This is a genomic window from Anabaena sp. FACHB-83 (genome assembly GCF_014697485.1).
Classification (GTDB): domain Bacteria; phylum Cyanobacteriota; class Cyanobacteriia; order Cyanobacteriales; family Nostocaceae; genus Nostoc_B.
This window is the reverse complement of the sequence record NZ_JACJRY010000024.1, coordinates 79,307-100,633: the sequence shown is the minus strand read 5'-3', so window position 1 is coordinate 100,633 and position 21,327 is coordinate 79,307. Positions and strand designations below refer to the sequence as shown.

The following is a 21,327-nucleotide window of genomic DNA, read 5'->3' as shown; positions in this document are numbered from 1 at the left end:
GCGCGGTGGAACCACACTGATACATCCCGAACTCAGAGGTGAAACGCTGCTGCGGCTACGATAGTTGGAGGGTCGCCTCCTGCCACAATTGCTCGGCGCCAGGTCTCTTTTTACACTCAAAGCTCCTTAGTACAATTCTACAACTAAGGAGCTTTTTAGTTTTTATTCTCTCTTCTCTCTTCTCTTAACTCTTAAGAAACACATTGCGTGGGATCAGAAATAGGAATGAGTTCTAAGCCAAAAGCTTGAGCTTTTTTCTTGAGGTTGAGGTTTTTGAGTATCCGTTCTTTATACTGTTGTTCGTAAGTATCCATACCAGCGTCAATAAATGTATCTCCAGAAGTCCAAAGGCGATAAAAGATACGTGCCAATTTATGGGCAGCAGCAGTGATGGCATTGGGAACGCCGAGACGAGCTTGCATGACAGTCAAAGTGCCAAAGCCATTAATTTGAGTGAAGTCGAGACCACTAATGCGATACGAATGAGTACGCAGATCAAATTGTTTATTTTAGATAAATCAGTAAATTTAATCCAGGAATTGTACGAGAAAGCGTCCACAAAATGAGGGTAATATAAAGTACACCCAAGCTCCATTGATACCAAGCAAGGGTAGCAATAATTCCTGGTAAATGTTGGTCACGTAATCGAATATCATTAAATCCTAATCGCACTAAATTATTCAGGCTAAAGTCATAGTAATTTAACCAATTCCAACGGCGATCGCTCAATAATGGCATATATCTTTCCCGAAATGTTTGATTGCGGGGAATCACTGGTAAACGTCCAATTAATAATCGCAATTGGCGGAATGTTCCATCTTCGGTGAAGTAAGAAACATCCATTAAGTCATGATAGCGTCCTTGTTGATATAATCGAATTATTAAAGTGATTGGCACTGGGATAATAATCATCAATAAACATCCCAAGGTTAGCCAAGGCTGTTCGGCATTGCGGAATATAGCTAATAAACTGAAAAATTCTATACAACTAAAACCTAACAATATCGCAACAGTTTCGTAGTAGGTGGGAACTATTGGTATGGGATGAAGACGACGACAACGATCTACTAACCAAAAGAGTAACCCAAAATACGCGATCGCTACACCACCTACACCAAAAGCTAACCAAAAACTTGTGCCATAACCACTTAGTAATAGCAGTAAACTTAAAGCTAACCAACTCCAAGCTTGTAATATCCATCCACCTAAAGCTAGAGGTTCACCAAAACTCAGGTGATCGCTCAGTTTATGATATGTTTCTAAATCAATATCTGCTTCTGCTAAAGTTAATAACTCAGAACTATTACGAAATATTCTGAACTGACGACGGTTAATAATTTCTTCTGCTTGGGTTGCGGAAAAACCCAAATTTATCAACTGAGTTATTGCAGCACTATTAATATTTGTTCTTAACAACCTTTGACTCAACTCAATTAATCTAAGTCGCTGTTTGAGATACTCTAATTGATTAGCATCAGCAATTTGTTGTTGCTGGCGAAAATTCTGGCTTAAATTCCGCAAAACATTTTGATTACCTTGTAAACCTGCTACACAAAACCTCTTACCAATTTGACCAAGATTTCCTAAGATTTTGGCTTGGTTAGAATTAAAACTCAATCCTGGCACATTTAAAAAAGCAGTTTTCGCAAAAATTGCATCACTAAAATCTGCTAAATTGAGAATACTAGCACCGCGTAAATTCACAGGCTGATTAAATTGGGCTTCCCGAAAACTCACAGCTTGTTCAAAAGTCGCCTCTGTTAATAACAGAAACTGATTAAAGTTGGCTTTAGTAAATTGGGCTTGACCAGCAAAGCGAACATCTGCAAAATTAATATTACCTTGCCATTGCACTTTAGTGAATTTAGCCAACTGCTTAAACAAAGCTTGATTAAAGTTAGCAGATTGAACAAAAAAACTACTACGAAAATCAGCCAGTTCTTGAAATTGGGCTTGTTTAAAATTAACATTATCAAAAAAAATCCCACCTTGAAAATTAGTTCCTTGGCGGAAAGTGGCATTCATAAAGCTAACCAAACGACTAAATCTAGTTTCACTCCAGTTTGCTGATTGTAAGAATATGGCATTTTGAGCATCGACAGCCTGAAGAAAGAAAGTATTCAGAAAATTAACTTGTCCATTAAACCTCGTATTTACCATCGTTAAAGTGCCACGAAAAACATTAATTTCGCCAGAGGTATTTGAATCAGTTGCCAAGAGTGAGCGACAATCTTTAGAATTGGGTAAAGTAATGGCTAGTGATTGTAAACAAACCAGACGTAAACTTTCTAATTGTGCTTGTTCAGTAGCAGTGAAAATTGGTGCGATCGCCTGAGCATATAAAGGTGTACGTAAACCCAAATCACTGCCAATAAAATCGCCTTGAATTACAGAATAACTCAAGTCTAAACCCAAAGGTTTCGCACCCGCCTTTTGCAATTCTTTCCGCAGCAACTGATAAAAAGCATCTCGAAAACTGCTATTCTCTGGACGCAAATCAATCACCATTTGCCGCAAATCAACAGTTAAATTACCTTCGCGGAGTATTGGTTTACCTATTCTTTCTTGTAAAATTTCCAGTGTTAGAGGCGTGCGTACTAGTTGCGTTGGTGCGGCGACAGCAGACGCAGGTAGCGAAAAACTCAAAAATAAACCGCAGAGGCACACAAACATCAGATTGTGAGCGAACCTCTGCGCTTTTCTCAGCGTATTTTGGACTGGAAGAAATAAATTACTCAAATGTCAATCATTCATCACTAATCAGCAGGACAATTTTACCCGCGATCGCACCAGTTTCAATTAATTCATGGGCTTTTGCTGCATCTTTTAACGGAAACTGATGATTAACCTGGATTTTCAGCTTCCCTTGTTCCATCCAAGTCGCGCACTGTGACAAAATTTCCCCATGATGTTGCAAACTTTCATCCAGTCCCAACAACATCGGTGTTAGCATCAATTCCAACCCAATGCGGAGATTGCGATTCCGCGCCGTTTTCCACACCGTATTCGCATCAGGTTCCAGAATCGTCACAATATCACCATACACCCGCACCGCCGGAAAGGTTTTTTGAAAAGTTTCACCACCAACGGTATCAAACGCTAAATCTACACCTCCGCCACCAGTCCAATCTAAAGTAGCTTGAACAAAATCTGTTTGTTTGTAAAATATCGGGTAATCTGCGCCAAGTTGCTGCACAAAATCCGCCTTTTCCTGAGTACTCACCGTTGTAGCAACAGCCGCACCTTTGAGTTTTGCCAGTTGTATAGCTACGTGTCCTACACCACCAGCACCAGCATGAATTAGTACTTGTTCCCCTGGTTCCAATCTTCCCCGTTCATATAAAGCTTCCCAAGCTGTAATTAATACTAACGGTGCGGCTGCGGCTTCCGCAAAAGACACATATGTAGGTTTACGCGCCACAAATCGCTCATCGACAACCGTATATTCTGCATAATTACCTTGGTATCCACCTAAACCACCATAGCAGAAAAACACCGCATCCCCTGGACGAAACTTTTGTACACCAACACCCACCGCTTCCACAACACCAGCACCATCACATCCTAAAATTGCCGGCATTTGATCAGGGTAAAAAGTGCCACGTTTACGCAGTTTCGTATCAATCGGGTTCACCCCAGCCGCTACCAAGCGGACTAAAAGTTGCCTATTATCCAAAGGAACAATAGGGGTTGGTACTTCCTGTAATTGCAGGACTTCGGGACTACCGGCTGCTGTCATTAAGACGGCTTTCACAATACTTTCCTCCTGGCTGACACTAGATGCTTGTTCTTTTCTTTTCTTTATTTACACTGAGCAATATGAATACCATAAACAAAGTTGGTATGATGCGGATAAACTATTGATTTCCTAATTATTTCTTTAATTCTATAAAAATTCATGATCCATATTAGAGAATGCCAACATAATATCCATTTATGTTGACTACCCATTTTAGGCATCATTAATAAATTGTCAAATAACAAAAAATTTAAATCTCTCATCATTTTTATAACAATTTCATTAGCACTGATGGTATATAAATGCTTGTGTCTGCTTACAGCATCTTTATATGATTCATAAAACAATAATTTGCCAATGCCTTTTCCGCGAAATTCCTCAAATACAAATAAAGCTGCTATTTTATACCAATCTTTATCAATATCATAATTTAAACAAACTCCTAGCATTTTCCCTTCTTCGTCTTCAGCTACTATTATATTTTCTGCTGCCATCCACTCGGTTAAGGAATAACCAATAATGTTAGGTGTGAGCTTGATTTGTCTAACAAGTAACTCCGCTTCAGACTTAGTAACTTTTCTTTTCGAGATTTTCACCATAATTCAAGTAAGGAAACCTAAAATTTAAAGATTGTGTAGATAATCTGTAAACAACAGATTATACAAATTGTAATTAAAAAAATATTCGACCTAACGATTTTCTTTAATAAATTAAATGTACTATACTGACTTTCAATTTCCGTGAAATCACAATTAAAATTAAATAAAACACCAATAGTATCTTCCCTACTTTTTCGATATGCTAATAATCCCCACAAAATCAACACAATTGCCGGAGTCATAAAACCGAATATACAAAATAATTGTGTCCAGAAGTAGGCACTATGAGATAATGTGCTTTTACTGAATGTTGCGTCAAAATAAATCAGAATTACAATACCTAAGAGCAAATTCAGAGGTCGGTTAATTTTTTCATAAAAATACCAGTAGATTTGTTTAAATTGTTGGATAATTTCATTGTTATCAATATAAGATAATAAAGATATTTCATTTGTTACTTGAGTCAAATAATTTTTATATTTTTTGATTTTTATCCTAAGCTTGTTACAATCTTCTATAACAACATGTATGCTTAAGCTAGACAGTGGAACACCTATAACGATGAAGTTAACAATCGAGTAAGGAAAATACCATATATAAGGTAGTAGATACTGATTAAAATATTCTTCTGTAGTTACTTGGCTATTTCCTAAGAGTTGATGCGGCCCATACCAAAAGTGATGAAATACCAACATTAAACAAAAGATAAATCCTACCAAGCATGTAACTCTACGTCTTAAATATAATCTTTTTTCCTGAATTAACTGGATTGCTTCTTGACTAAACTCTGAACAAATTACATATACTTCTAATGTCAATAAAAAGCAGACTCTAAGGCACTCAAGTATAGCCCCTATATTACTACTATTATAGGCTTGATTCCACGGCTGACTTTCAACAACTATGTATGAAAAACCCAGAGAAATTGAACTGATGATAGCCAGAATAAGAGCTATGGGTACTAGCAAACTATAATTTAAAATGTTAGAACTTTTTAATTCAGTATTGACATCTACATCTAACAGTTGTGGTAGTGTAGCTAAATTTTTTTCAACCCAACTTTGATTAAAAACATTTTCGTAGATTTTATTACAAACTTTTAATTTACTTTGTTGTTTAACTACTAGCCCTGATAAGCGTAATGATATTTGCTCAGTGCTATCATCAGCATCTATGTATTGCTTATGCAATATTTGTTGATAAATTATTAGTCGGTTATAAGCTGATATTTTACCGATTAGTAATCGGTTTTTGATTGTTCTTAAATGTTCTGGATCATCATAAAATTCCCAATTTTTAACTATGTAATTTTCTACTAGTGCATCAATATTTAGCTGTGTATTTTCTCCTTTTTCTAGAATCAGTTTACACAATTTCTGCGTCAGAAATGGTTGTCCACCAGTCCAAGATAAGATTTCTTGTAAAACTATTTCGGGTGCATCGACATTCTGCACTAATCCTTTGGTTAAAGATTGTTGGGCTTCTTCTAAATTAAATCCAGCCAACTCAATTGTTTTACCAATATTAAAAGGTATCCCTTCTTTATCCTTTAAATCTGATGGTGTGACTACACCCAACAGACAAAATGTAATGCGTTTATATTGCAGTTTATCTGCACGTTGGTTATAACAGGAACGAATAAATTCTAAAAATTCATCTTTGGCTTTTCTATTGATTAAATTATCAATTTCATCGATAAAAATCACAATATTTTGGGTTATTGTTATTAACAGTACTTTATCAATAAATTGACTTAATCGCTGCAATGGTGATAAAAGTTGATGTTCTTTCCACCAAGGATAAAAGTTAGATACATCATCTAAAAAAGCCGACCATAATTCAAAAGTGATATCTGCATAAAAGTTTTCGGAAATTTGCTCAGAACTGCCTATAGTTGTCATATCAATTGAAGTACACTTGATGCCTTCTTCTGCTAGTTTTTTTGTGACTTGAACTCGCAAGCTAGACTTTCCCATTTGTCGGGAATTAAATACACAGCAAAAATCGCCATTTTTTAAACTTTCATATAGTTCTGTATCTGCTTGTCGCTTGACATAGCTGGGATGTTCTGGAGATAAGCTACCGCCAACTTTGTAATAGTTAAAAGCTGACTTAAATGATGTATCAGGGTTCATAGCAACTTTTAATTATTTAATCTACCAAACGTTCTTTAAAATATTGTCGGTACAACTCGCAGCGTGGTATGACTTGATTACTTTGCCATTTAATTAGTCCCATACTGTGCAATTGATATCCTAATATTGGGTCTAATGATACAGGTTCAATTGTGCTAATTATTTGTTTGAATGCGGCTGCTAATTTGACATTTGCTCGCAGAATTCCTAAGTGTCGGCGCAAATGTTGACTATAAATTCCTGTGTCCCTAGGAGCGTCTTGCAACAATTGTTCTAAACTTCCCCATTTTCCTGGGGTTGGTTGAGCGAAATGATAAAACGCCATCCGCACTAGATATGGGTGTCCTCCTACCATCGCCATGAGTTCCTGTACTAAATCATGACTCCAATCAATTTGATGTCGCTGTGCTAAATCTTGGACTTGGATAGATGTAAATTCAGTTAATTCTATAGATTCTCCGACATTAAACGGTGAATGATTGATATCCAATAGCCCATAATTTTCGGTGGAATGTACTACTACCAGTCGTAGCTGTTTCCAGATATATCGGTTATTTGCTTCTTCGTGACAAGTTCGCAGTAGTCCAAAAAAGCCTTGAGACACTTCAGGATAACTGAAAATACGATCTACTTCATCAAAAGCCAAGACTAAGGGGGTATTTATTTGCGGAAATATATAGTCTTGTAAGTATGTTTTGCAGCTAATTTTACTACCTATGGGTTGTTTCCAATAATCTTGGACGCGATCGCAAATATTTAGTTCTAGGCTAATGTATGCACAAAACCAATGCAAAAAGTTATCTAAGTTACTAAAATTTACTTCATCTACATCTTGGAGGTTTAAACGTACTGTGCGATAACCATAGTTGCGTGCTTGAGCCAGAATTCTGTCCAGTAGGGAAGTTTTGCCCATTTGTCTTGGTGCTTTGATGCGGATGAGTGCTGCGGGTTGGGCGATCGCTTCATAACAAAAAGATTCTACAGTGTAATGCAGCGATTCTGGTGAGTACCGTTCTATATAGAGAGGAGAATTGAGGGGAACTGGATGATGAGGAAGTTCTCGCAGATTAGTAGATGGAAATATCTGTTGTGATTTTTGCTTTTCCTTGGCGCGATTTAGTGCTTGGCGAAAATTACTTTTACTCACAGGTTCTCCGATAGCATCTGTAAGTTTTTTCCATAATTTAGCACCAACATCATTTTGAATATATGTATTGGTTAAATTTAACTCTCTCGCAATATCATCATATTTTTTACCCTCCCAACTACCTTTTAATACTTTCACTTCTAAGTCAGTAAGATACTTCTTAGTAGATTGAAATACGATAGCATCAACTAATTTCTTAATATCCTCCCAAGGAATTTTTTCTTCGGAGTGCATAGGTTATATATCAATATAAATAAGTAGAATTTTACCGCACTTTGCAAGCCATAGATATCCCACTTTTTTAGAAAGTCGAGTATCTAGTAGGACTTACGCAAAAAACGAAAAAATAAGGTTTTAGAACAGGGTACAGGGGTATGAGGGTGTATGGGTGTAAGTATTCAAAACCCATACACCCCATACCCTTTCACCCCCGCACCCAATCCCCACAGACAATTTTGGTGCGTAAGTCCTGTCTGGGTAGTTGTCATGTTTAAATCAAGCGATATCTAACCATCAGGCGCTACACATCTACTCCGCACCTTACTTTTCCCTACTTTTTCTTGCTTCAGGCTGAAAAACCTTACATTCACCTCACAATATTCCCTAGTTTTTCGTGTTTGGATTTCAGGAAATTCCCGACATAATAACAACAATAAACCGGGGCAAATTTAACAATCAACTTCAAAAGCATAGAAATTTCCTCGCTTCCTCTTGATTTAAATGTCAGTAAGGTGAATGGAGAAATGAACCATGATAATATCAGCATCAGCAATTATTGAACACAGCGTTATTGGTGGAGATGAAGAAGAGGAAGATGATCCAACTGTTCCACCAAATTGATATAGTAGTCCTAGTTGATATGCGAATAACAAAGATAAGGAAGACAGGGTAGACAAGGGAGAGAGATTTTTATAAATCATTGTAGGATGTGTTAGCGACAGCGTAACGCATCTAACGCAAAGTTTCCGGTGCGTTACTGAAATTTTTTCAGAAATAAAATTGGGTTTCTATAGTAGAGTATGTTTTTCATCCAGCTATCAACTCTAGATCCCAGACTTCTTTCAGAAGTCTGGGATCTCGCTATTTTGAAAATTTTGACTACTGACAGTTCTCATAGCATTCAATTTCCAAACCTCTAATTCTGGTAACTTCCAACGCACTCTTTTTAACTGTTGATCATGAGAGTAAGATTCTAGGAAGTTTTGCCATGATAAAATTGCGTCTTGTTTATCTCCCTGTGCTTCTTGCACTTGTGCCAATAAACCATAAGCAGCAGCATAATCAATTTCTAATTCTAATGATATGAGTAAATGTTGTTTAGCTTGTGGGTAAAAATTTTGCTGAAAATATGCCCAACCCAAATTCTTATGTAACGCTGCTTTGACGGTGTTATCTTTCACTCTTGATAAAATTGGCTCAATTAATTCTATCGCCGCCGCATTGTTTCCTTGTAAAATATCTAACCGAGCTAAATTATTAATCGCTGCATCAGCCGCCCGGTTTTGATATTGCATCGCAATTTTATAATGTTCACAAGCCTGATTCCAGTCGTCTAACTTTTCATAAGTCGCACCTAAATTATAGTGAGCCGAAGCAAAATCTGGTTTTAATTCCACAGCAATTTTTAGATAAGATAACGCTTGATTAAAATCACTATTTAAGTAATGTTCATAGCCAATTTTATTTAGAGCTTTAGGCATTTGTTTTTTCTCCTGTTCATTGAAATTAAACCGCAGAATAAATTTAGTAAATTCCTCATTTATGGGTTGATGCGTTGACAGAAGTTGCATAATGAATTCAGTCACATTAGCATCATCAGTATCTTCCGTCTCTGCTACTATTACTTGATGTGTAACTTCAGGATGACGCTCACTGAGTAAGTCAGGCTTGTGTTTGGCAACAAGTGTCACTAACTCTGAGCGTTTGTAGCGACGGCTATCAGAATGTTCACTATTTAGCCCAAACTCTTGACATATCCTTTCAATAAATTTTCTGACACTAGGCTCACCAATATTCATCGCCGCAGCTATCTCTGCATCCGTCTCACCAGCCAGTATCCTTTGCAATACCTCTTTTCGTCGGCTTGTCAGTTTCTCAAATATCACCTCGAATTGTTGTTGGTTCATGCTTTACTGTTACTAGCCTTATAGTTAACTCACACTTGTGACTATTTTAATAAAAATTAACCTCATCGCCCTCTGTAATTAGGCGGATATAAATATTACTATCATTTGAAATGCTTATTAAGTAACGCTTTGAGCTTTTAGTTCTCAGAATTGCCTCACAACAACTAGTTTAAAGTTATTTGATTTTAATTAAAAGTATTTACACGTATTTGTATTTATATTGCGTTGTATGAAACTTTCAACTTATGATTGACAGCTATACGCCATTATGTCACACTTGTGAGTATATTTTTAGTCACAAACTTATTGTCTCTATCCCCAGGTGACAAATTCGCATTATGACGAAATTTAATTGCCTAAAAAAGCTCTTGAGTGTTTCAACTTTAAGTGTGTCAGTCTGTGCCATCCTTCTGACATCCACATCTACATCAGTTTTTTCCCAAAGTAAGAGTAAATCTAGTTTCTTTTCTTTCAAATCGTATAACGCTCCCAATCGTTATATTCGCCATAAAAATTTCTTGGGCTACTTAGAACCAATCAATAATGAACTGGGAAGAAAAGATGCAACCTACAAACTTGTTCCAGGATTAGCAAATAGTCAATGTAAGTCATTTGAATCAGTCAACTTTCCCGGTCACTTTTTGAGACATGAAAATTTAAGGCTAAAGTTGGCAAGAAGAAGCAATCAGCAACTTTTTAAGGAAGATGCTACTTTTTGTATTGTGAATGGACTATTTGGTAACAATTTTTCTACTGTTTCATTTGAATCATTTAACTTACCCGGTCACTATATACGACACAAGAACTTTGAGTTATGGGTAGAAGCAGCAGATGGACGAGACATCTTCAGACAAGATGCAACGTTTTATCGCACTAATCCTTTGTATAAGTAGTGAAATACTTGAAATAAGCCAACTTAGTAGGCGCGATCGCGCTCATCAATTAACCAGATTTTATCATGCGATCGCCATCATGAAATAGGTGAAAGTATTTATGATCGCGCTGATGAATCAGCCGGATTTTTTCATGCGATCACCTTCATGGAATAGGTAAAGATATCTGCGACGTTCTATTGATATAAGCACAAATTTGTGAAAGCTTTCCAATCAATTGACAACCACTCAGGAGGTAATCATGCGTAAGTTCAATATTTTTAGTGCTTTCATGTTCACCTGTTTTTTAATTTCCGCTACACCAGCACAAGCCCAAACCCGTGTAGCAGTTGCAGAATCATACGCTTATTTAGTCAATGCAGGTAGGGCTATTAGAGGTGAATCTCTGGTAGATACACAGGAATCAATAAACTGGGCTAATAGCAGTACCATTCCAGAAGTTAAGAGAGCAATGTTACAAGAAATTACAAGTTCTCAAGAATATTTTTCATTTGCTAGTAGTGATAATGCTTGTCAAGCTTATGGGTATTTGAAAAATACACGGTTCAGGTTGTTTGAAGGTCGCACAGAAAATCATTCCAGCCTAGTAAATACCTGTTTAAATATGGACGAACCTACATATCAAAAAGAAATTGCCAAAGATTTATCTGATCTTTTAGGCTCTATTTTGGGTTCGTTATAAAATTTATATTTTTCCCAAAAAAGAATGCGATCGCTCTTAGCAATTAACTCTTTTTAGAGGCATACATAGCTCACTTGCAGAGAAAACACAAATTTAAATAATTGAAAAAAGGTAACACTAACAATGGGAAAACTAATAGGACAAACGCTAACTGTAATAATGTTTGTTTTTGGCTCTGGTACGGCAATAGTAGGTCTTACAGGGCAACAACCTCATATTATGACTGGTGGTTTAGTGATGACAGCTACATCCATAAGAATGGGCAAAGAATTTTTTGATGGCGTTTTTTAGTAATTTTTTATTAAATCAGGACTTACGCAAAATTAGGAAAAAACGAACCGCAAAGGACGCAAAGAACACGAAGTTATAAGAGTTTGAGAGAGTTCTTGCATAAGTCCTAATTAAATTCAGATTAAACAGGAGTGTAATGAGCGTTGATTTATTAATTTTATCATTAATTTGTGCGTCGTTTTTTGCTTGTGTTTCTATGCAAATTGCACAAGGAAAGGGTAGAAACGCAGCACTGTGGCTTGTACTTGGATTTCTGTTTGGAATTTTTGCAGTTATTCTTGTAGCTATTTTACCAACTGCATAAGAGTAATTTTGAAATTGTTCAGTGTAACGAAAAAGTTGCTAATTTGAAAAAAATGTTGACAAGGAAAAATACCATCATGAAAAATTTAAAATCTGTTGGCTTGCCCATTATTTTTGGTACTTTAATCTCTGGATTTATAGGCTATCCAATTGCACTAGCCAGCGAAATCGAAAAACAAGATATTATTCTCTCTGCCAATGGTGCAGCTGGATCTCAAGATTGGGAATATAATGCTTCAAGAGGACAAGGTTGGGTTAGATATAAACTTGATTGGCAACCTGATGGTCGTATAAAGAGCGTGAGTGGCAAATGTGTTGATAACTGCAAGAATGATGCCAGAAAATTTCAATATAGACTCGCATTAGAAAAGAAAAAAATAATTCTTTATATGAAGGTAACAAATGAACTAGCAGGACTCATTCGGGTTGAAGTGAGTGCTGTTGTAAACTAGTAAAATCAAATGCTAGTTACATTTATGTACTGTCATAAGTTTGTTACCATAATATACCTTTAAAAAGGAGATATCGCCCTCCAGAGTCAGCAAAGATAACTGAGGGCGATCGCTATTTTGAAATAAGTTGTGTTGTTGGTGTGATTACCTCCTAAATTGCAAGTGTAACTGAGGTCGATGCTTTTTTAAATAGGTAAAAAGTACGTGCGAACACTTTTTTGAAAACCATGAAAAAATGTATGGTACATTCCTTTTCTTCATTTTCGGGAATTGTAATTCTTACAATCGTACAAAACTTATATTTATTTATTCAGGATACACCTATAGTAACTGCACAAAACATCCCAAAGGCAGGATGTATCACTAATGCCTTTGGGCAACAGCGTTGCGGTTATAACTGTGTTCAAAATGCTTTTGGACAGATGGCTTGTGCAGATTGGCCGGGAGGTATATGTAACGTTAATGCTTTTGAGGATATTACTTGTGGGCCTAAAGCACCATCAAACTGGACATTATTGTATCAAAATAACCAGCAAGCAATAGATAACTGTAGTCAAATTCAAAATATTCGTCGGTTGGCTCAACAAGAATCATTAGATTTAAATACTTACAGTTTGAATACCCTAGAATCAAAATACTGTAATAAAGCTATTAGCGATAGCTCGATAACAAACAGTCAGGGATTAAAAATTTGTAATCAAACAAATGTATCAGTCACTACTGCCATTGGGTATGCAGAAAATAACAAATGGTATGCTGAAGGATGGTGGAAATTATCGCCGAGAGAATGTGCTAGGGTTTATTCTAGTAGTCTGAAAAATCGTTATTACTACGTTTATGCCCGTAGTTATGGTACTTCAGAAAACTTGGCATGGAATGGCAGGTCGAGATTTTGTGTAAGTAATCAAGCATTTAAGCTTTCTAATAGTAAGACTTGTGAAATCAAAAGCGAAGGATTCCGAAAAATAGATGTAGGCAACAACAAAGAGTTTACTTATAACTTAACTCGATAACATTCACTTTTAGTATGAGCAAAGATTTTTCAGTGCGATCGCCCACCGGATCTACTGATTTGGCAGGCGATCGCTTTGGTAAAATAGCATAAATCATCATTGCTGATGCCATAAGGAATGACAAGATTCATCCATGACCAATTCTCCAAAGACTAACTAGAAGAACTCCTCAAACCATTCGGAACAGTCCAAGCACCAAGTCGAGTCGCAGCCGAAGTCAAAGAAATAGACGTGTTATTCACACCAATTCCCAACCAAACAGCTAATTTAGCCACATTGGGAATATTAGGCAGAATGGCCACAACACCAGCCATCTTTGAACCCTTTCGCAACCCTGCATCAATAGACGAAATAGGCGATTGTATCTCTAAATTATTAGAAATCAAAAGCGCAATCCAACGAGAAGCAAAACGCAACAAAATTAAAATACCAGAAGCAGAAATTCCTCAACTGTGGATACTCACACCCACAGCCTCCAAAAATATCATTTCTGGGTATGGTGGGCAACTAAAATTAGATTGGGGAGATGGAGTATACTTTTTACCCAAGTATTTCCGTACAATCATAGTTGCAATTCATCAGTTACCATCTATTCCCGGAACACTATGGCTGAGAATACTAGGACGTGGTAAGTTACAGCAGCAAGCAATTGATGAATTAGTCACACTCCCAATCACTCACCCATTCAAAAGAGTGACGCTAGAATTACTCTATAGCCTGCAACAAAATTTGCGAATTAACCAGAATATCGAAACAGATGATCGGGAGTTAGTGATGAGATTAGCACCACTGTATCAGGAAGATAGAGAACGCGCTAGACAGGAAGGTTTAGAACAAGGTTTACAACAGGGAGAACAACAACTAATTCTGCGCCAGTTAAATCGGCGGTTGGGAGAAATCGATATATCTTTAATCAAGCAAATTCAAGGATTATCTATTGAACAATTGGAATCTCTGGGAGAAGCATTATTAGATTTTGCCACAGTGGCAGATTTAGAAGCTTGGTTAAGGCAACAACAAGATACAACCAATCAGTAAACTATTAATTTTGATCAAGTTGGAGCGATCGCACTCTACAATCATGCAGTATTTCTGAGAGCGATCGCTCTATACAAGCTCTTCTTTAGGATTTGTGATGCTAAACAATGAAATAAAAAGGTAAAGAACCGTAGAAAAGGTATCAACTAATAACCATAAGCCTTGTTGCTAATCAAACCTTTTGGATACGCTCAGAATTAGGTGCTTGTTGACTTGGGCATAGATTATTATTTTGGCATAACAAGTACTGAAAAGCCTTATATATTTAGTTATGTTACCTAAACCCAAGAAATATTGGACACCCCAGCACTGGGCAAGTTGGAAGCCATTTGGCATTGGCGAACAGTATCCCAATAACTATTGGGAGGTATTTCGGGCGATTTGGCTGTCACGGCATAAATTACCTTATGCGTGGAATATTCTTAATCAAGGTGTGTGTGATGGCTGTGCTTTAGGCACAACAGGAATGAAGGATTGGACATTAGATGGGATTCATCTCTGCAATGTGCGGTTGCGGTTGTTGCAGATGAATACAATGTCAGCGTTAGATCCCCAGATCCTAGCAGATGTATCGCCATTACAAGCACAAAAAACTTCCCAACTCCGGGATTTGGGGCGACTTCCTTACCCGATGATGCGCCAGCGTGGAGAAAAAGGTTTTCGTCGTCTTAGTTGGGATGAAGCTTTAGATTTCATTGCCCATCGTATCCGCGCCACCACACCAGACAGGCTAAGTTTTTATATTACTAGTCGCGGTACGGTCAACGAAACTTATTATGTGACTCAAAAAGCTGTCCGAGCAATGGGTAGTAATAATATTGACAATGCCGCCCGGATTTGTCATTCTCCGAGTACCGCCGCCTTAAAAACATCTTTAGGCGCGGGGGCGACAACTTGTTCTTATAAAGACTGGATAGGTACGGATTTATTAGTGTTTATTGGTTCTAATGTCGCCAATAATCAACCAGTTACCGTCAAGTATCTTCACTACGCCAAAAAAGCCGGCACCAAAATTGTGGTGATTAATACCTATCGAGAACCAGGAATGGAACGCTATTGGGTTCCTTCAATTGTGGAAAGTGCTTTGTTTGGGACTAAATTTGCCGAAGATTTCTTTTTGGTAAATACTGGCGGTGATATGGCATTTTTGAATGGAACCGTCAAGCATTTGATTGCTTATGGATGGGTCGACAAGTCATTTATCGACAGTTACACCACAGGTTTTGCAGAACTCCAAGCATCTCTAGAACAACAATCTTGGGAAGAATTAGAAAGGCTTTCCGGCGCATCTCGCTATGAAATGCAAGCCTTTGCCCAAATCATTGCAGCTGCTAATAAAGCGGTGTTTGTCTGGAGTATGGGCATTACGCAGCATGAATGCGGTGAAGATAATGTCCGCAGTATTATCAATTTGGCACTGACTAAAGGTTTTGTTGGGCGAGAAGGTTGTGGTTTAATGCCTATTCGTGGTCACTCTGGGGTGCAAGGCGGTGCAGAGATGGGATGTTACGCCACGGTGTTTCCTGGTGGTAAACCGATTAATTCAGAAAATGCTGCTGATTTAAGTCAAAAATGGGGCTTTGATGTACCAAGTACCAGAGGTTTAATTGCACCGGAAATGATTGATGCTGCTTACGACAAGCAATTAGATGTGTTGTTTTCTGTGGGCGGGAATTTTTTAGAGGTTCTACCAGAACCAGATTATGTGGAAGGTGCTTTGCAAACTATACCTCTGCGGGTACATGCTGATATTGTGTTATCTAGCCAAATGTTAGTGGAACCAGCAGATACCGTAATTTTATTACCTGCAACCACTCGCTATGAAGTACCGGGGGGTGTGACGGAAACTTCTACAGAACGGCGAATCATTTTCAGCCCAGAAATTCCTGGCCCCCGTATTGGTGAGGCGCTACCAGAATGGGAGGTGTTTGTGGAATTAGCAAAACGGGTGCGTCCAGATTTGGCAGAGAAGATTGATTTTGAGGATACGGCGGCGATTCGGGAAGAAATTGCCCAAGTTGTGCCATTATACGCTGGGATGCAACACTTACAGCAGGCTGGCGATCAATTTCAATATGGTGGTTCGCATTTGTGCTTTGGCTGGAATTTTGCCACACCTGATGAGAAGGCACACTTTACAGTTTTATCGCCTGCACAAAAGGAAATACCAGAAGGCTGCTTTTTGGTGGCGACACGTCGGGGTAAGCAGTTTAATAGTATGGTGCAAGAACGCAAAGATGCCATTACTGGGGCTTTGCGCGAGGCGGTGTTAATGAATGCGGTTGATGCTGCTAAGTTGAATTTAAAAGATGGAGATCAGGTCATTTTAAAAAATGAATTGAGTGAGTTAACTGGCAGAATTTATCTAGCACCAATTCAGAAAGGAAATTTACAAGTTCATTGGCCAGAAGGGAATGTATTGCTTGATAAAAGTAAGCGATCGCTCGAAGGAGTCCCAGATTACAATGCTGTCGTAAGGCTGGAAAAACTCACCTAAATTATCTTCCAGAAAATTAATATGTTAGGAGCGATCGCAGGTGATATCATCGGTTCGGTATATGAAGTTAACAATATTAAAACCAAGGATTTTCCCTTATTCGATAGGCAATGTCGTTTCACCGATGATACTGTGCTAACTGTCGCAGTAGCGGAAATGATTCTCGATGGTGCAGACTCACTCGACAGTAGTCAATACATCGAGCAGTTTAAGTCTTATTTCCGCCGCTATCCCTACGCTGGTTATGGCAGTACTTTTAGAAGTTGGGCAAACTCTAACGATAGTCAGCCATACAATAGTTGGGGTAACGGTTCCGCGATGCGCGTTAGTCCCATCGGCTTTGCTTTGCATGACTTAGATACCGTCCTCGAAGCCGCTAAAAGTTGTGCGGCTGTGACTCATAATCATCCTGAAGGTATCAAAGGCGCTCAAGCCACAGCCGCAGCTATATTTCTAGCTCGCACAGGTGCTGATAAACCAGCAATTAAAGCTTATTTGCAAACTACCTTTGATTACGATTTAGAAATTACCCTGGACGAAATTCGACCAAATTACAAGTTTGATGTTTCTTGTCAAGGTTCCGTTCCCCAAGCAATTATCGCCTTTTTAGAATCAACTGATTACGAAGACGCAATTCGGAATGCAATTTCTTTAGGTGGTGACAGTGACACCATTGCTTGTATTGCAGGTGGTATTGCTCAAGCATATTATCATGGCTTACCCCCTGCGATCGCTGACCAAGCACTATCTCATTTAAATGATCATTTATATACAATTACTCAAAGGTTTATGTTGCAGTACTGTAACTAGTGCAACAAGGCTGAAGTTCTGACTCAGCACTCAGCCGTAGCTTTTTGAGTTAACAAATACTCATACACTACACACACAGTCAACCAAATTAAACCTGCGGCGTAACCAGCAATCACATCACTAGGCCAATGTACTCCCAAATACAACCGACTAAAACCAATAGCCAAGATTAAGATTACCGTCAAAGTGAAAATCTGCGATCGCCATTGGGGAAATTCTTGGGATAAGGAATAGCCGATGCAACCATACACCACTATTGACACCATTGCATGGCCACTGGGAAAACTGTAATGATTCACATTAATAATGTAATCCCACAATGCCGGACGCGCCCTGACAAACAATTCTTTCAACAGAAAATTTAAGCTGATTCCACCAACTGCTGCCATCCCAAAGGTAGTAGCTTGGAGGTAACGGCGGCGATGTAGCAGAATTGCTTCCCATGTTAAACAAGTCAACAATAGCAGTGGTGGTTCAGCGAGAGAAGTGATACCCACCATAATTTTGTCTAGTAAAGGCGTGTGGAGTTTTTGAATCGCTAATAAAATCTGGGTGTCTAAATTATTGGTGTTTAAGATAGCTGTCCCCAAGGATAAAGCCGAAAAAGCTGCGGCTACGGGGATGATTTGACTCCGCGATTGAGTTATAGCAGCATTTGACTGCACAAATAAAGTAATACTTTTACTGGGAATAAATTCTGGTGCGGTACTGGGAGGTAATTGTTTATGACTTCTCGTGTAGTCTAGAACAATATTTTGTAGCATCCAGGCGATCGCATTTGGACTAAAATCTGGCTGAAATAGTACCAACACATTACCTGTTAAATGATTTGCATTGGCTTGCAAAATTCCTTCTTGCTGGGGTAATCGCAATTCTAGATATTTTTTGAGAGTTAGAGAATCAAGCAGTCCCTTGACTTTATATCTAGCTCTACCTTGGATAGAAGTATGTAAGGCTCGAATCAAAGAACTTTCCCCCAGAAGACTGCCAAAATCAGTGTTCATGTTTCTGCTTCACAAATTTTTGTACTAGTTAGCAAAGTCAAGAGAACTGAAAAATCCCTTGCTCACATCGTATCAAGCCTTTCCCACTCTTCACGCCTGATCACAATAGTTATCGAAACATAAATTTTGTGGGCAAATTTTGACAAGTAGTTGATAATTGCGTCAAAGTATCATCAGGAGGAAACATGAGTTTCTATCGTAGTCGGAAAATTGTCGCAGCGTTGTTAATCTCAGTATTATTACTGACAACCGCTTGTAGTCCCAAAACCCCAGGACGGTTTGACCAAGCGCAACAAGAAAGTACTAAACAAAAAAGTGGTCAAGCAGTTGCTAAGACTGCTACCCAGGGAAGTGAATTTAACAAGTTATTCCCCAAATCGGGTGGTGGTTACGATAGCGTATTCACCCAAGAGAAAAAAGGCTTTGCAGAAGCCAAGCTGAAAAAAGCTGGTAAAGAAGTAGCGACGCTATCAATTTCAGATACCAGCAGCACCCCAGAAGCAGCTGCCAAATTCTCTAAAAGTACCAAAAAGATTGCTGGATATCCGGCTGTAGAACAAGGAAAAACCGCAACGGCAGTTTTAGTAGGTAAATATCAAGTCAAAGTTATCTCTAAGGGTACAACATTGACAGCCAGCGATCGCGCTGATTGGATTAGTAAATTCAACCTGAGTGGTTTAGCCAAACTTAAATAATCGCTACTCAAAATCTTTAGACACATAGCATTCCATAAGTTAGGACTATGTTTGTGGCTGAAACTCTTGAAACATTGAGTTACTACTCAGCACTTTGGCATAACAATTGCAACCAAGAGAGGAGATTTTTGTGAACAAACCTATTTTTGAATTAGTTGATCAACTACCCACTGGTGGTTTAACTGTATCTGTGTTGAAGGCTTTAGATTTTGCGGCTCCTGGTGAGTGGCAAAATACTGTTGGTTTTGTGAACACCATCAAAACTGTGACTGGTGAAGAAGATGAAAGTTTAATTCAACAAATTGGCGAACGGGCGATTTATCTGTATAATGACCGTTCTCAAGGCTATCAACGCGCAATGTGGCTTTATCAAACAGTTGATGGTACTGATAAAGCCCTCGGTGCAGCAGCTTTAGCCAACAAAGTCGGTGAAACAATTCCGCTTTTGGGTTTTCTCAACTCGATAACTCCCAAACCAGATAAAGCACAAACCATAGATTTGGCTTTAAAAGTAGTAGCTGAATTGGTAGCTTTCTGCCAAATTAATGGCATTCCTGGAGACAGCATCGGCGATTTTGTTGGTGCTTTAGGAGAGTATAGTGGTGAGTCACTCATCCGCTTGGCGGCATTAGTTTGTATTGATGGCATCATACCTTTAGGGCCAGATTTCATTCAGAAAGCACTATCTTTTATCAGTACCCTTAATCCCCAGGAACTATCACAAAATACGACTTTCAACACCATTCAAGATGCAATTCCTGGTAACGATACTGGCGGTAAACTCGACTTTATTGGTCAAAGTCTTGATTCAGTCAAAGGTTGGATAGGTGGGTTTGTTAGCCAAAATAATTTAACTCAACAAACTGTTACCAGTCACTTGAAAAGTTTTGTAGAGTTCAGCGACGACAAGTTAGATTATTTGGCAGCTTTCTTAGATGTGTCTACCAATTATTATGAACATACAGGCACACAAACTTTAGCACGTCGTTTAATTGAACGCGCCGTTGCTGAAATTTAGCTAACGTCAATATCAGTCATTAGTTATGGTTATTAACAAATGACCAATGACTAATGACTATTGACCAACTATAGATTTAAATTTTCTGCGATCGCGTTCAAATAAGGCTGAAAAATTACTAAATTTTCCAATTTTTCAAACTTACCTGTTACCGCACCAGGGTCAAAAGCTGTACTAATGATATAAAGTGAATTTCCATCAAAAGCCGCATAACTAATATATTGCTCTTGTAACCCACCTTCAGCTTTAATTCCTGTAAAGCCATAGCGGATTCCTGGTAACTGACTAATTGATATTTCTTCTAATGGATGAGTTGTAAAAATCAGTTTATTGCCGTTACTTTTCTGACGGTCTTTACTCAAAGAAGTATAATAATCTTCCGCCCAAGCTTTCAAGGCGGTGATAGCTTTGCTGTGGTTAGCCGAATTTTTATAATCTAATTTTGAGTCTGGGAGAATGCCTGCATCGGCAAGATGCTTTTGCAAGTTGGGATTTTTACTCACTTGAGCAACACTAATCTCGACTGTACCTAAAACTTCACCTTGAGCAGATACACACAATAAAGGGGCATTTCCCTGACAAGGAATTACTTGCCAGCCACTAGGCACGACAATATTTTTACCTAAAACTTTTTGCCACAAATTTCCTGCTGTGGGCTGAGAAGTTTCTCCCGCCGCAGTTTGAGTAGCTGTCTTGGATGTCGGTGCGGCTTGGTTCTTGGTTTCTACTTTAGTTCCAGTAACGTAGGGAAGCACAAATTTTGCCCCCACTGGCATTAACAAAAGTAAAATTACAGCGATAAACAGATGATAAACACGCAACATTTTGGGAAAATCCAGGGGCAGAAATTACCGAATTAGGCTACAGAATATAACATTTATAGAG

The 21,327-nt window shown here is 38.3% G+C and carries 20 protein-coding genes and 1 pseudogene; 11 read left to right on the top strand and 10 right to left on the bottom strand.

Annotated elements, in window-relative coordinates; translation table 11 throughout:
- Nucleotides 1–191: 191 nt before the first annotated feature.
- From H6G79_RS24160 to H6G79_RS24130, 7 genes are all read right to left on the bottom strand, one after another.
- Nucleotides 192–422 (bottom strand): hypothetical protein, encoded by a 231-nt coding sequence (locus H6G79_RS24160; protein ID WP_190592343.1) that lies wholly within the window; start codon nucleotides 420–422, stop codon nucleotides 192–194.
- Between the two features lie 82 nt (nucleotides 423–504).
- Nucleotides 505–2,673 (bottom strand): pentapeptide repeat-containing protein, encoded by a 2,169-nt coding sequence (locus H6G79_RS24155; protein ID WP_190592344.1) that lies wholly within the window; start codon nucleotides 2,671–2,673, stop codon nucleotides 505–507.
- A 73-nt stretch (nucleotides 2,674–2,746) separates the two neighbouring features.
- Nucleotides 2,747–3,754 carry a zinc-binding dehydrogenase gene (locus H6G79_RS24150; RefSeq protein ID WP_190592345.1) on the bottom strand — a complete coding sequence of 336 codons (1,008 nt, stop codon included), beginning with the start codon at nucleotides 3,752–3,754 and terminating at the stop codon, nucleotides 2,747–2,749.
- 47 nt (nucleotides 3,755–3,801) lie between these two features.
- Nucleotides 3,802–4,338 carry a GNAT family N-acetyltransferase gene (locus H6G79_RS24145; protein ID WP_190592346.1) on the bottom strand — a complete coding sequence of 179 codons (537 nt, stop codon included), beginning with the start codon at nucleotides 4,336–4,338 and terminating at the stop codon, nucleotides 3,802–3,804.
- A 17-nt stretch (nucleotides 4,339–4,355) separates the two neighbouring features.
- A complete protein-coding gene (locus H6G79_RS24140; RefSeq protein WP_190592347.1) occupies nucleotides 4,356–6,473 on the bottom strand; it encodes an AAA-like domain-containing protein in 2,118 nt (705 codons plus the stop codon).
- Nucleotides 6,474–6,489: 16 nt separating this feature from the next.
- Nucleotides 6,490–7,854 (bottom strand): AAA-like domain-containing protein, encoded by a 1,365-nt coding sequence (locus H6G79_RS24135; protein ID WP_190592348.1) that lies wholly within the window; start codon nucleotides 7,852–7,854, stop codon nucleotides 6,490–6,492.
- A gap of 827 nt (nucleotides 7,855–8,681) precedes the next feature.
- Entirely contained in the window at nucleotides 8,682–9,746 is a 1,065-nt protein-coding gene (locus tag H6G79_RS24130; protein ID WP_190592349.1) for a tetratricopeptide repeat protein, read from the bottom strand.
- A 338-nt stretch (nucleotides 9,747–10,084) separates the two neighbouring features.
- Between H6G79_RS24130 and H6G79_RS24125 the strand changes: the two genes are divergently transcribed.
- From H6G79_RS24125 to H6G79_RS24100, 6 genes are all read left to right on the top strand, one after another.
- Nucleotides 10,085–10,639: an AbfB domain-containing protein gene (locus tag H6G79_RS24125; RefSeq protein WP_190592350.1), complete on the top strand. Its 555-nt coding sequence runs from the start codon at nucleotides 10,085–10,087 to the stop codon at nucleotides 10,637–10,639.
- A gap of 241 nt (nucleotides 10,640–10,880) precedes the next feature.
- Nucleotides 10,881–11,321 (top strand): hypothetical protein, encoded by a 441-nt coding sequence (locus H6G79_RS24120; RefSeq protein WP_190592351.1) that lies wholly within the window; start codon nucleotides 10,881–10,883, stop codon nucleotides 11,319–11,321.
- A 123-nt stretch (nucleotides 11,322–11,444) separates the two neighbouring features.
- Entirely contained in the window at nucleotides 11,445–11,612 is a 168-nt protein-coding gene (locus H6G79_RS24115) for a hypothetical protein (RefSeq protein WP_015112690.1), read from the top strand.
- 136 nt (nucleotides 11,613–11,748) lie between these two features.
- On the top strand, nucleotides 11,749–11,916 hold the full coding sequence (locus tag H6G79_RS24110; RefSeq protein ID WP_190592352.1) for a hypothetical protein: 168 nt from the start codon (nucleotides 11,749–11,751) through the stop codon (nucleotides 11,914–11,916).
- Nucleotides 11,917–11,992: 76 nt separating this feature from the next.
- Nucleotides 11,993–12,367 (top strand): hypothetical protein, encoded by a 375-nt coding sequence (locus H6G79_RS24105; RefSeq protein ID WP_190592353.1) that lies wholly within the window; start codon nucleotides 11,993–11,995, stop codon nucleotides 12,365–12,367.
- 239 nt (nucleotides 12,368–12,606) lie between these two features.
- Nucleotides 12,607–13,380: a DUF1036 domain-containing protein gene (locus H6G79_RS24100; RefSeq protein WP_190592354.1), complete on the top strand. Its 774-nt coding sequence runs from the start codon at nucleotides 12,607–12,609 to the stop codon at nucleotides 13,378–13,380.
- Here H6G79_RS24100 and H6G79_RS36525 read toward each other — a convergent pair.
- Nucleotides 13,358–13,504, bottom strand: a complete 147-nt coding sequence (locus H6G79_RS36525) for a hypothetical protein (RefSeq protein ID WP_206758805.1) — start codon at nucleotides 13,502–13,504, stop codon at nucleotides 13,358–13,360. The genes H6G79_RS24100 and H6G79_RS36525 overlap by 23 nt on opposite strands.
- Here H6G79_RS36525 and H6G79_RS24095 point away from each other — a divergent pair.
- The 3 genes and pseudogenes from H6G79_RS24095 (at nucleotide 13,498) to H6G79_RS24085 (ending at nucleotide 17,725) form a co-directional block, all read left to right on the top strand.
- A pseudogene (locus H6G79_RS24095) lies at nucleotides 13,498–14,418 on the top strand (DUF4351 domain-containing protein). The gene H6G79_RS36525 and the pseudogene H6G79_RS24095 sit on opposite strands and share 7 nt — an antisense overlap.
- A gap of 271 nt (nucleotides 14,419–14,689) precedes the next feature.
- Nucleotides 14,690–16,915 carry an FdhF/YdeP family oxidoreductase gene (locus H6G79_RS24090; protein WP_190592355.1) on the top strand — a complete coding sequence of 742 codons (2,226 nt, stop codon included), beginning with the start codon at nucleotides 14,690–14,692 and terminating at the stop codon, nucleotides 16,913–16,915.
- A gap of 21 nt (nucleotides 16,916–16,936) precedes the next feature.
- The gene (locus H6G79_RS24085) at nucleotides 16,937–17,725 is read left to right on the top strand and encodes an ADP-ribosylglycohydrolase family protein (protein WP_190592356.1); all 789 of its coding nucleotides are present in this window, start codon (nucleotides 16,937–16,939) and stop codon (nucleotides 17,723–17,725) included.
- Between the two features lie 23 nt (nucleotides 17,726–17,748).
- Here H6G79_RS24085 and H6G79_RS24080 read toward each other — a convergent pair whose 3' ends face one another.
- Nucleotides 17,749–18,729 carry a phosphatase PAP2 family protein gene (locus H6G79_RS24080; protein ID WP_190592357.1) on the bottom strand — a complete coding sequence of 327 codons (981 nt, stop codon included), beginning with the start codon at nucleotides 18,727–18,729 and terminating at the stop codon, nucleotides 17,749–17,751.
- Between the two features lie 185 nt (nucleotides 18,730–18,914).
- Here H6G79_RS24080 and H6G79_RS24075 point away from each other — a divergent pair, with 185 nt between their 5' ends.
- Both H6G79_RS24075 and H6G79_RS24070 read left to right on the top strand, forming a co-directional pair.
- Nucleotides 18,915–19,424 carry a hypothetical protein gene (locus H6G79_RS24075; RefSeq protein ID WP_190592358.1) on the top strand — a complete coding sequence of 170 codons (510 nt, stop codon included), beginning with the start codon at nucleotides 18,915–18,917 and terminating at the stop codon, nucleotides 19,422–19,424.
- Between the two features lie 130 nt (nucleotides 19,425–19,554).
- The gene (locus H6G79_RS24070) at nucleotides 19,555–20,442 is read left to right on the top strand and encodes a hypothetical protein (RefSeq protein WP_190592359.1); all 888 of its coding nucleotides are present in this window, start codon (nucleotides 19,555–19,557) and stop codon (nucleotides 20,440–20,442) included.
- Nucleotides 20,443–20,510: 68 nt separating this feature from the next.
- Here the strand turns inward: H6G79_RS24070 and H6G79_RS24065 are convergent, their stop codons facing one another.
- Nucleotides 20,511–21,266, bottom strand: coding sequence for a hypothetical protein (locus tag H6G79_RS24065; protein ID WP_190592360.1), 756 nt, complete (start codon nucleotides 21,264–21,266; stop codon nucleotides 20,511–20,513).
- Nucleotides 21,267–21,327 lie beyond the last annotated feature (61 nt).

Coding starts and splice junctions, on each gene's coding strand:
- H6G79_RS24160 (WP_190592343.1), bottom strand. CDS start 422: ATGCAAGCTCGTCTCGGCGTTCCCAATGCCATCACTGCTGCTGCCCAT.
- H6G79_RS24155 (WP_190592344.1), bottom strand. CDS start 2,673: ATGTTTGTGTGCCTCTGCGGTTTATTTTTGAGTTTTTCGCTACCTGCG.
- H6G79_RS24145 (WP_190592346.1), bottom strand. CDS start 4,338: ATGGTGAAAATCTCGAAAAGAAAAGTTACTAAGTCTGAAGCGGAGTTA.
- H6G79_RS24140 (WP_190592347.1), bottom strand. CDS start 6,473: ATGAACCCTGATACATCATTTAAGTCAGCTTTTAACTATTACAAAGTT.
- H6G79_RS24135 (WP_190592348.1), bottom strand. CDS start 7,854: ATGCACTCCGAAGAAAAAATTCCTTGGGAGGATATTAAGAAATTAGTT.
- H6G79_RS24130 (WP_190592349.1), bottom strand. CDS start 9,746: ATGAACCAACAACAATTCGAGGTGATATTTGAGAAACTGACAAGCCGA.
- H6G79_RS24125 (WP_190592350.1), top strand. CDS start 10,085: ATGACGAAATTTAATTGCCTAAAAAAGCTCTTGAGTGTTTCAACTTTA.
- H6G79_RS24120 (WP_190592351.1), top strand. CDS start 10,881: ATGCGTAAGTTCAATATTTTTAGTGCTTTCATGTTCACCTGTTTTTTA.
- H6G79_RS24115 (WP_015112690.1), top strand. CDS start 11,445: ATGGGAAAACTAATAGGACAAACGCTAACTGTAATAATGTTTGTTTTT.
- H6G79_RS24110 (WP_190592352.1), top strand. CDS start 11,749: ATGAGCGTTGATTTATTAATTTTATCATTAATTTGTGCGTCGTTTTTT.
- H6G79_RS24105 (WP_190592353.1), top strand. CDS start 11,993: ATGAAAAATTTAAAATCTGTTGGCTTGCCCATTATTTTTGGTACTTTA.
- H6G79_RS24100 (WP_190592354.1), top strand. CDS start 12,607: ATGGTACATTCCTTTTCTTCATTTTCGGGAATTGTAATTCTTACAATC.
- H6G79_RS24090 (WP_190592355.1), top strand. CDS start 14,690: ATGTTACCTAAACCCAAGAAATATTGGACACCCCAGCACTGGGCAAGT.
- H6G79_RS24085 (WP_190592356.1), top strand. CDS start 16,937: ATGTTAGGAGCGATCGCAGGTGATATCATCGGTTCGGTATATGAAGTT.
- H6G79_RS24080 (WP_190592357.1), bottom strand. CDS start 18,729: ATGAACACTGATTTTGGCAGTCTTCTGGGGGAAAGTTCTTTGATTCGA.
- H6G79_RS24075 (WP_190592358.1), top strand. CDS start 18,915: ATGAGTTTCTATCGTAGTCGGAAAATTGTCGCAGCGTTGTTAATCTCA.
- H6G79_RS24065 (WP_190592360.1), bottom strand. CDS start 21,266: ATGTTGCGTGTTTATCATCTGTTTATCGCTGTAATTTTACTTTTGTTA.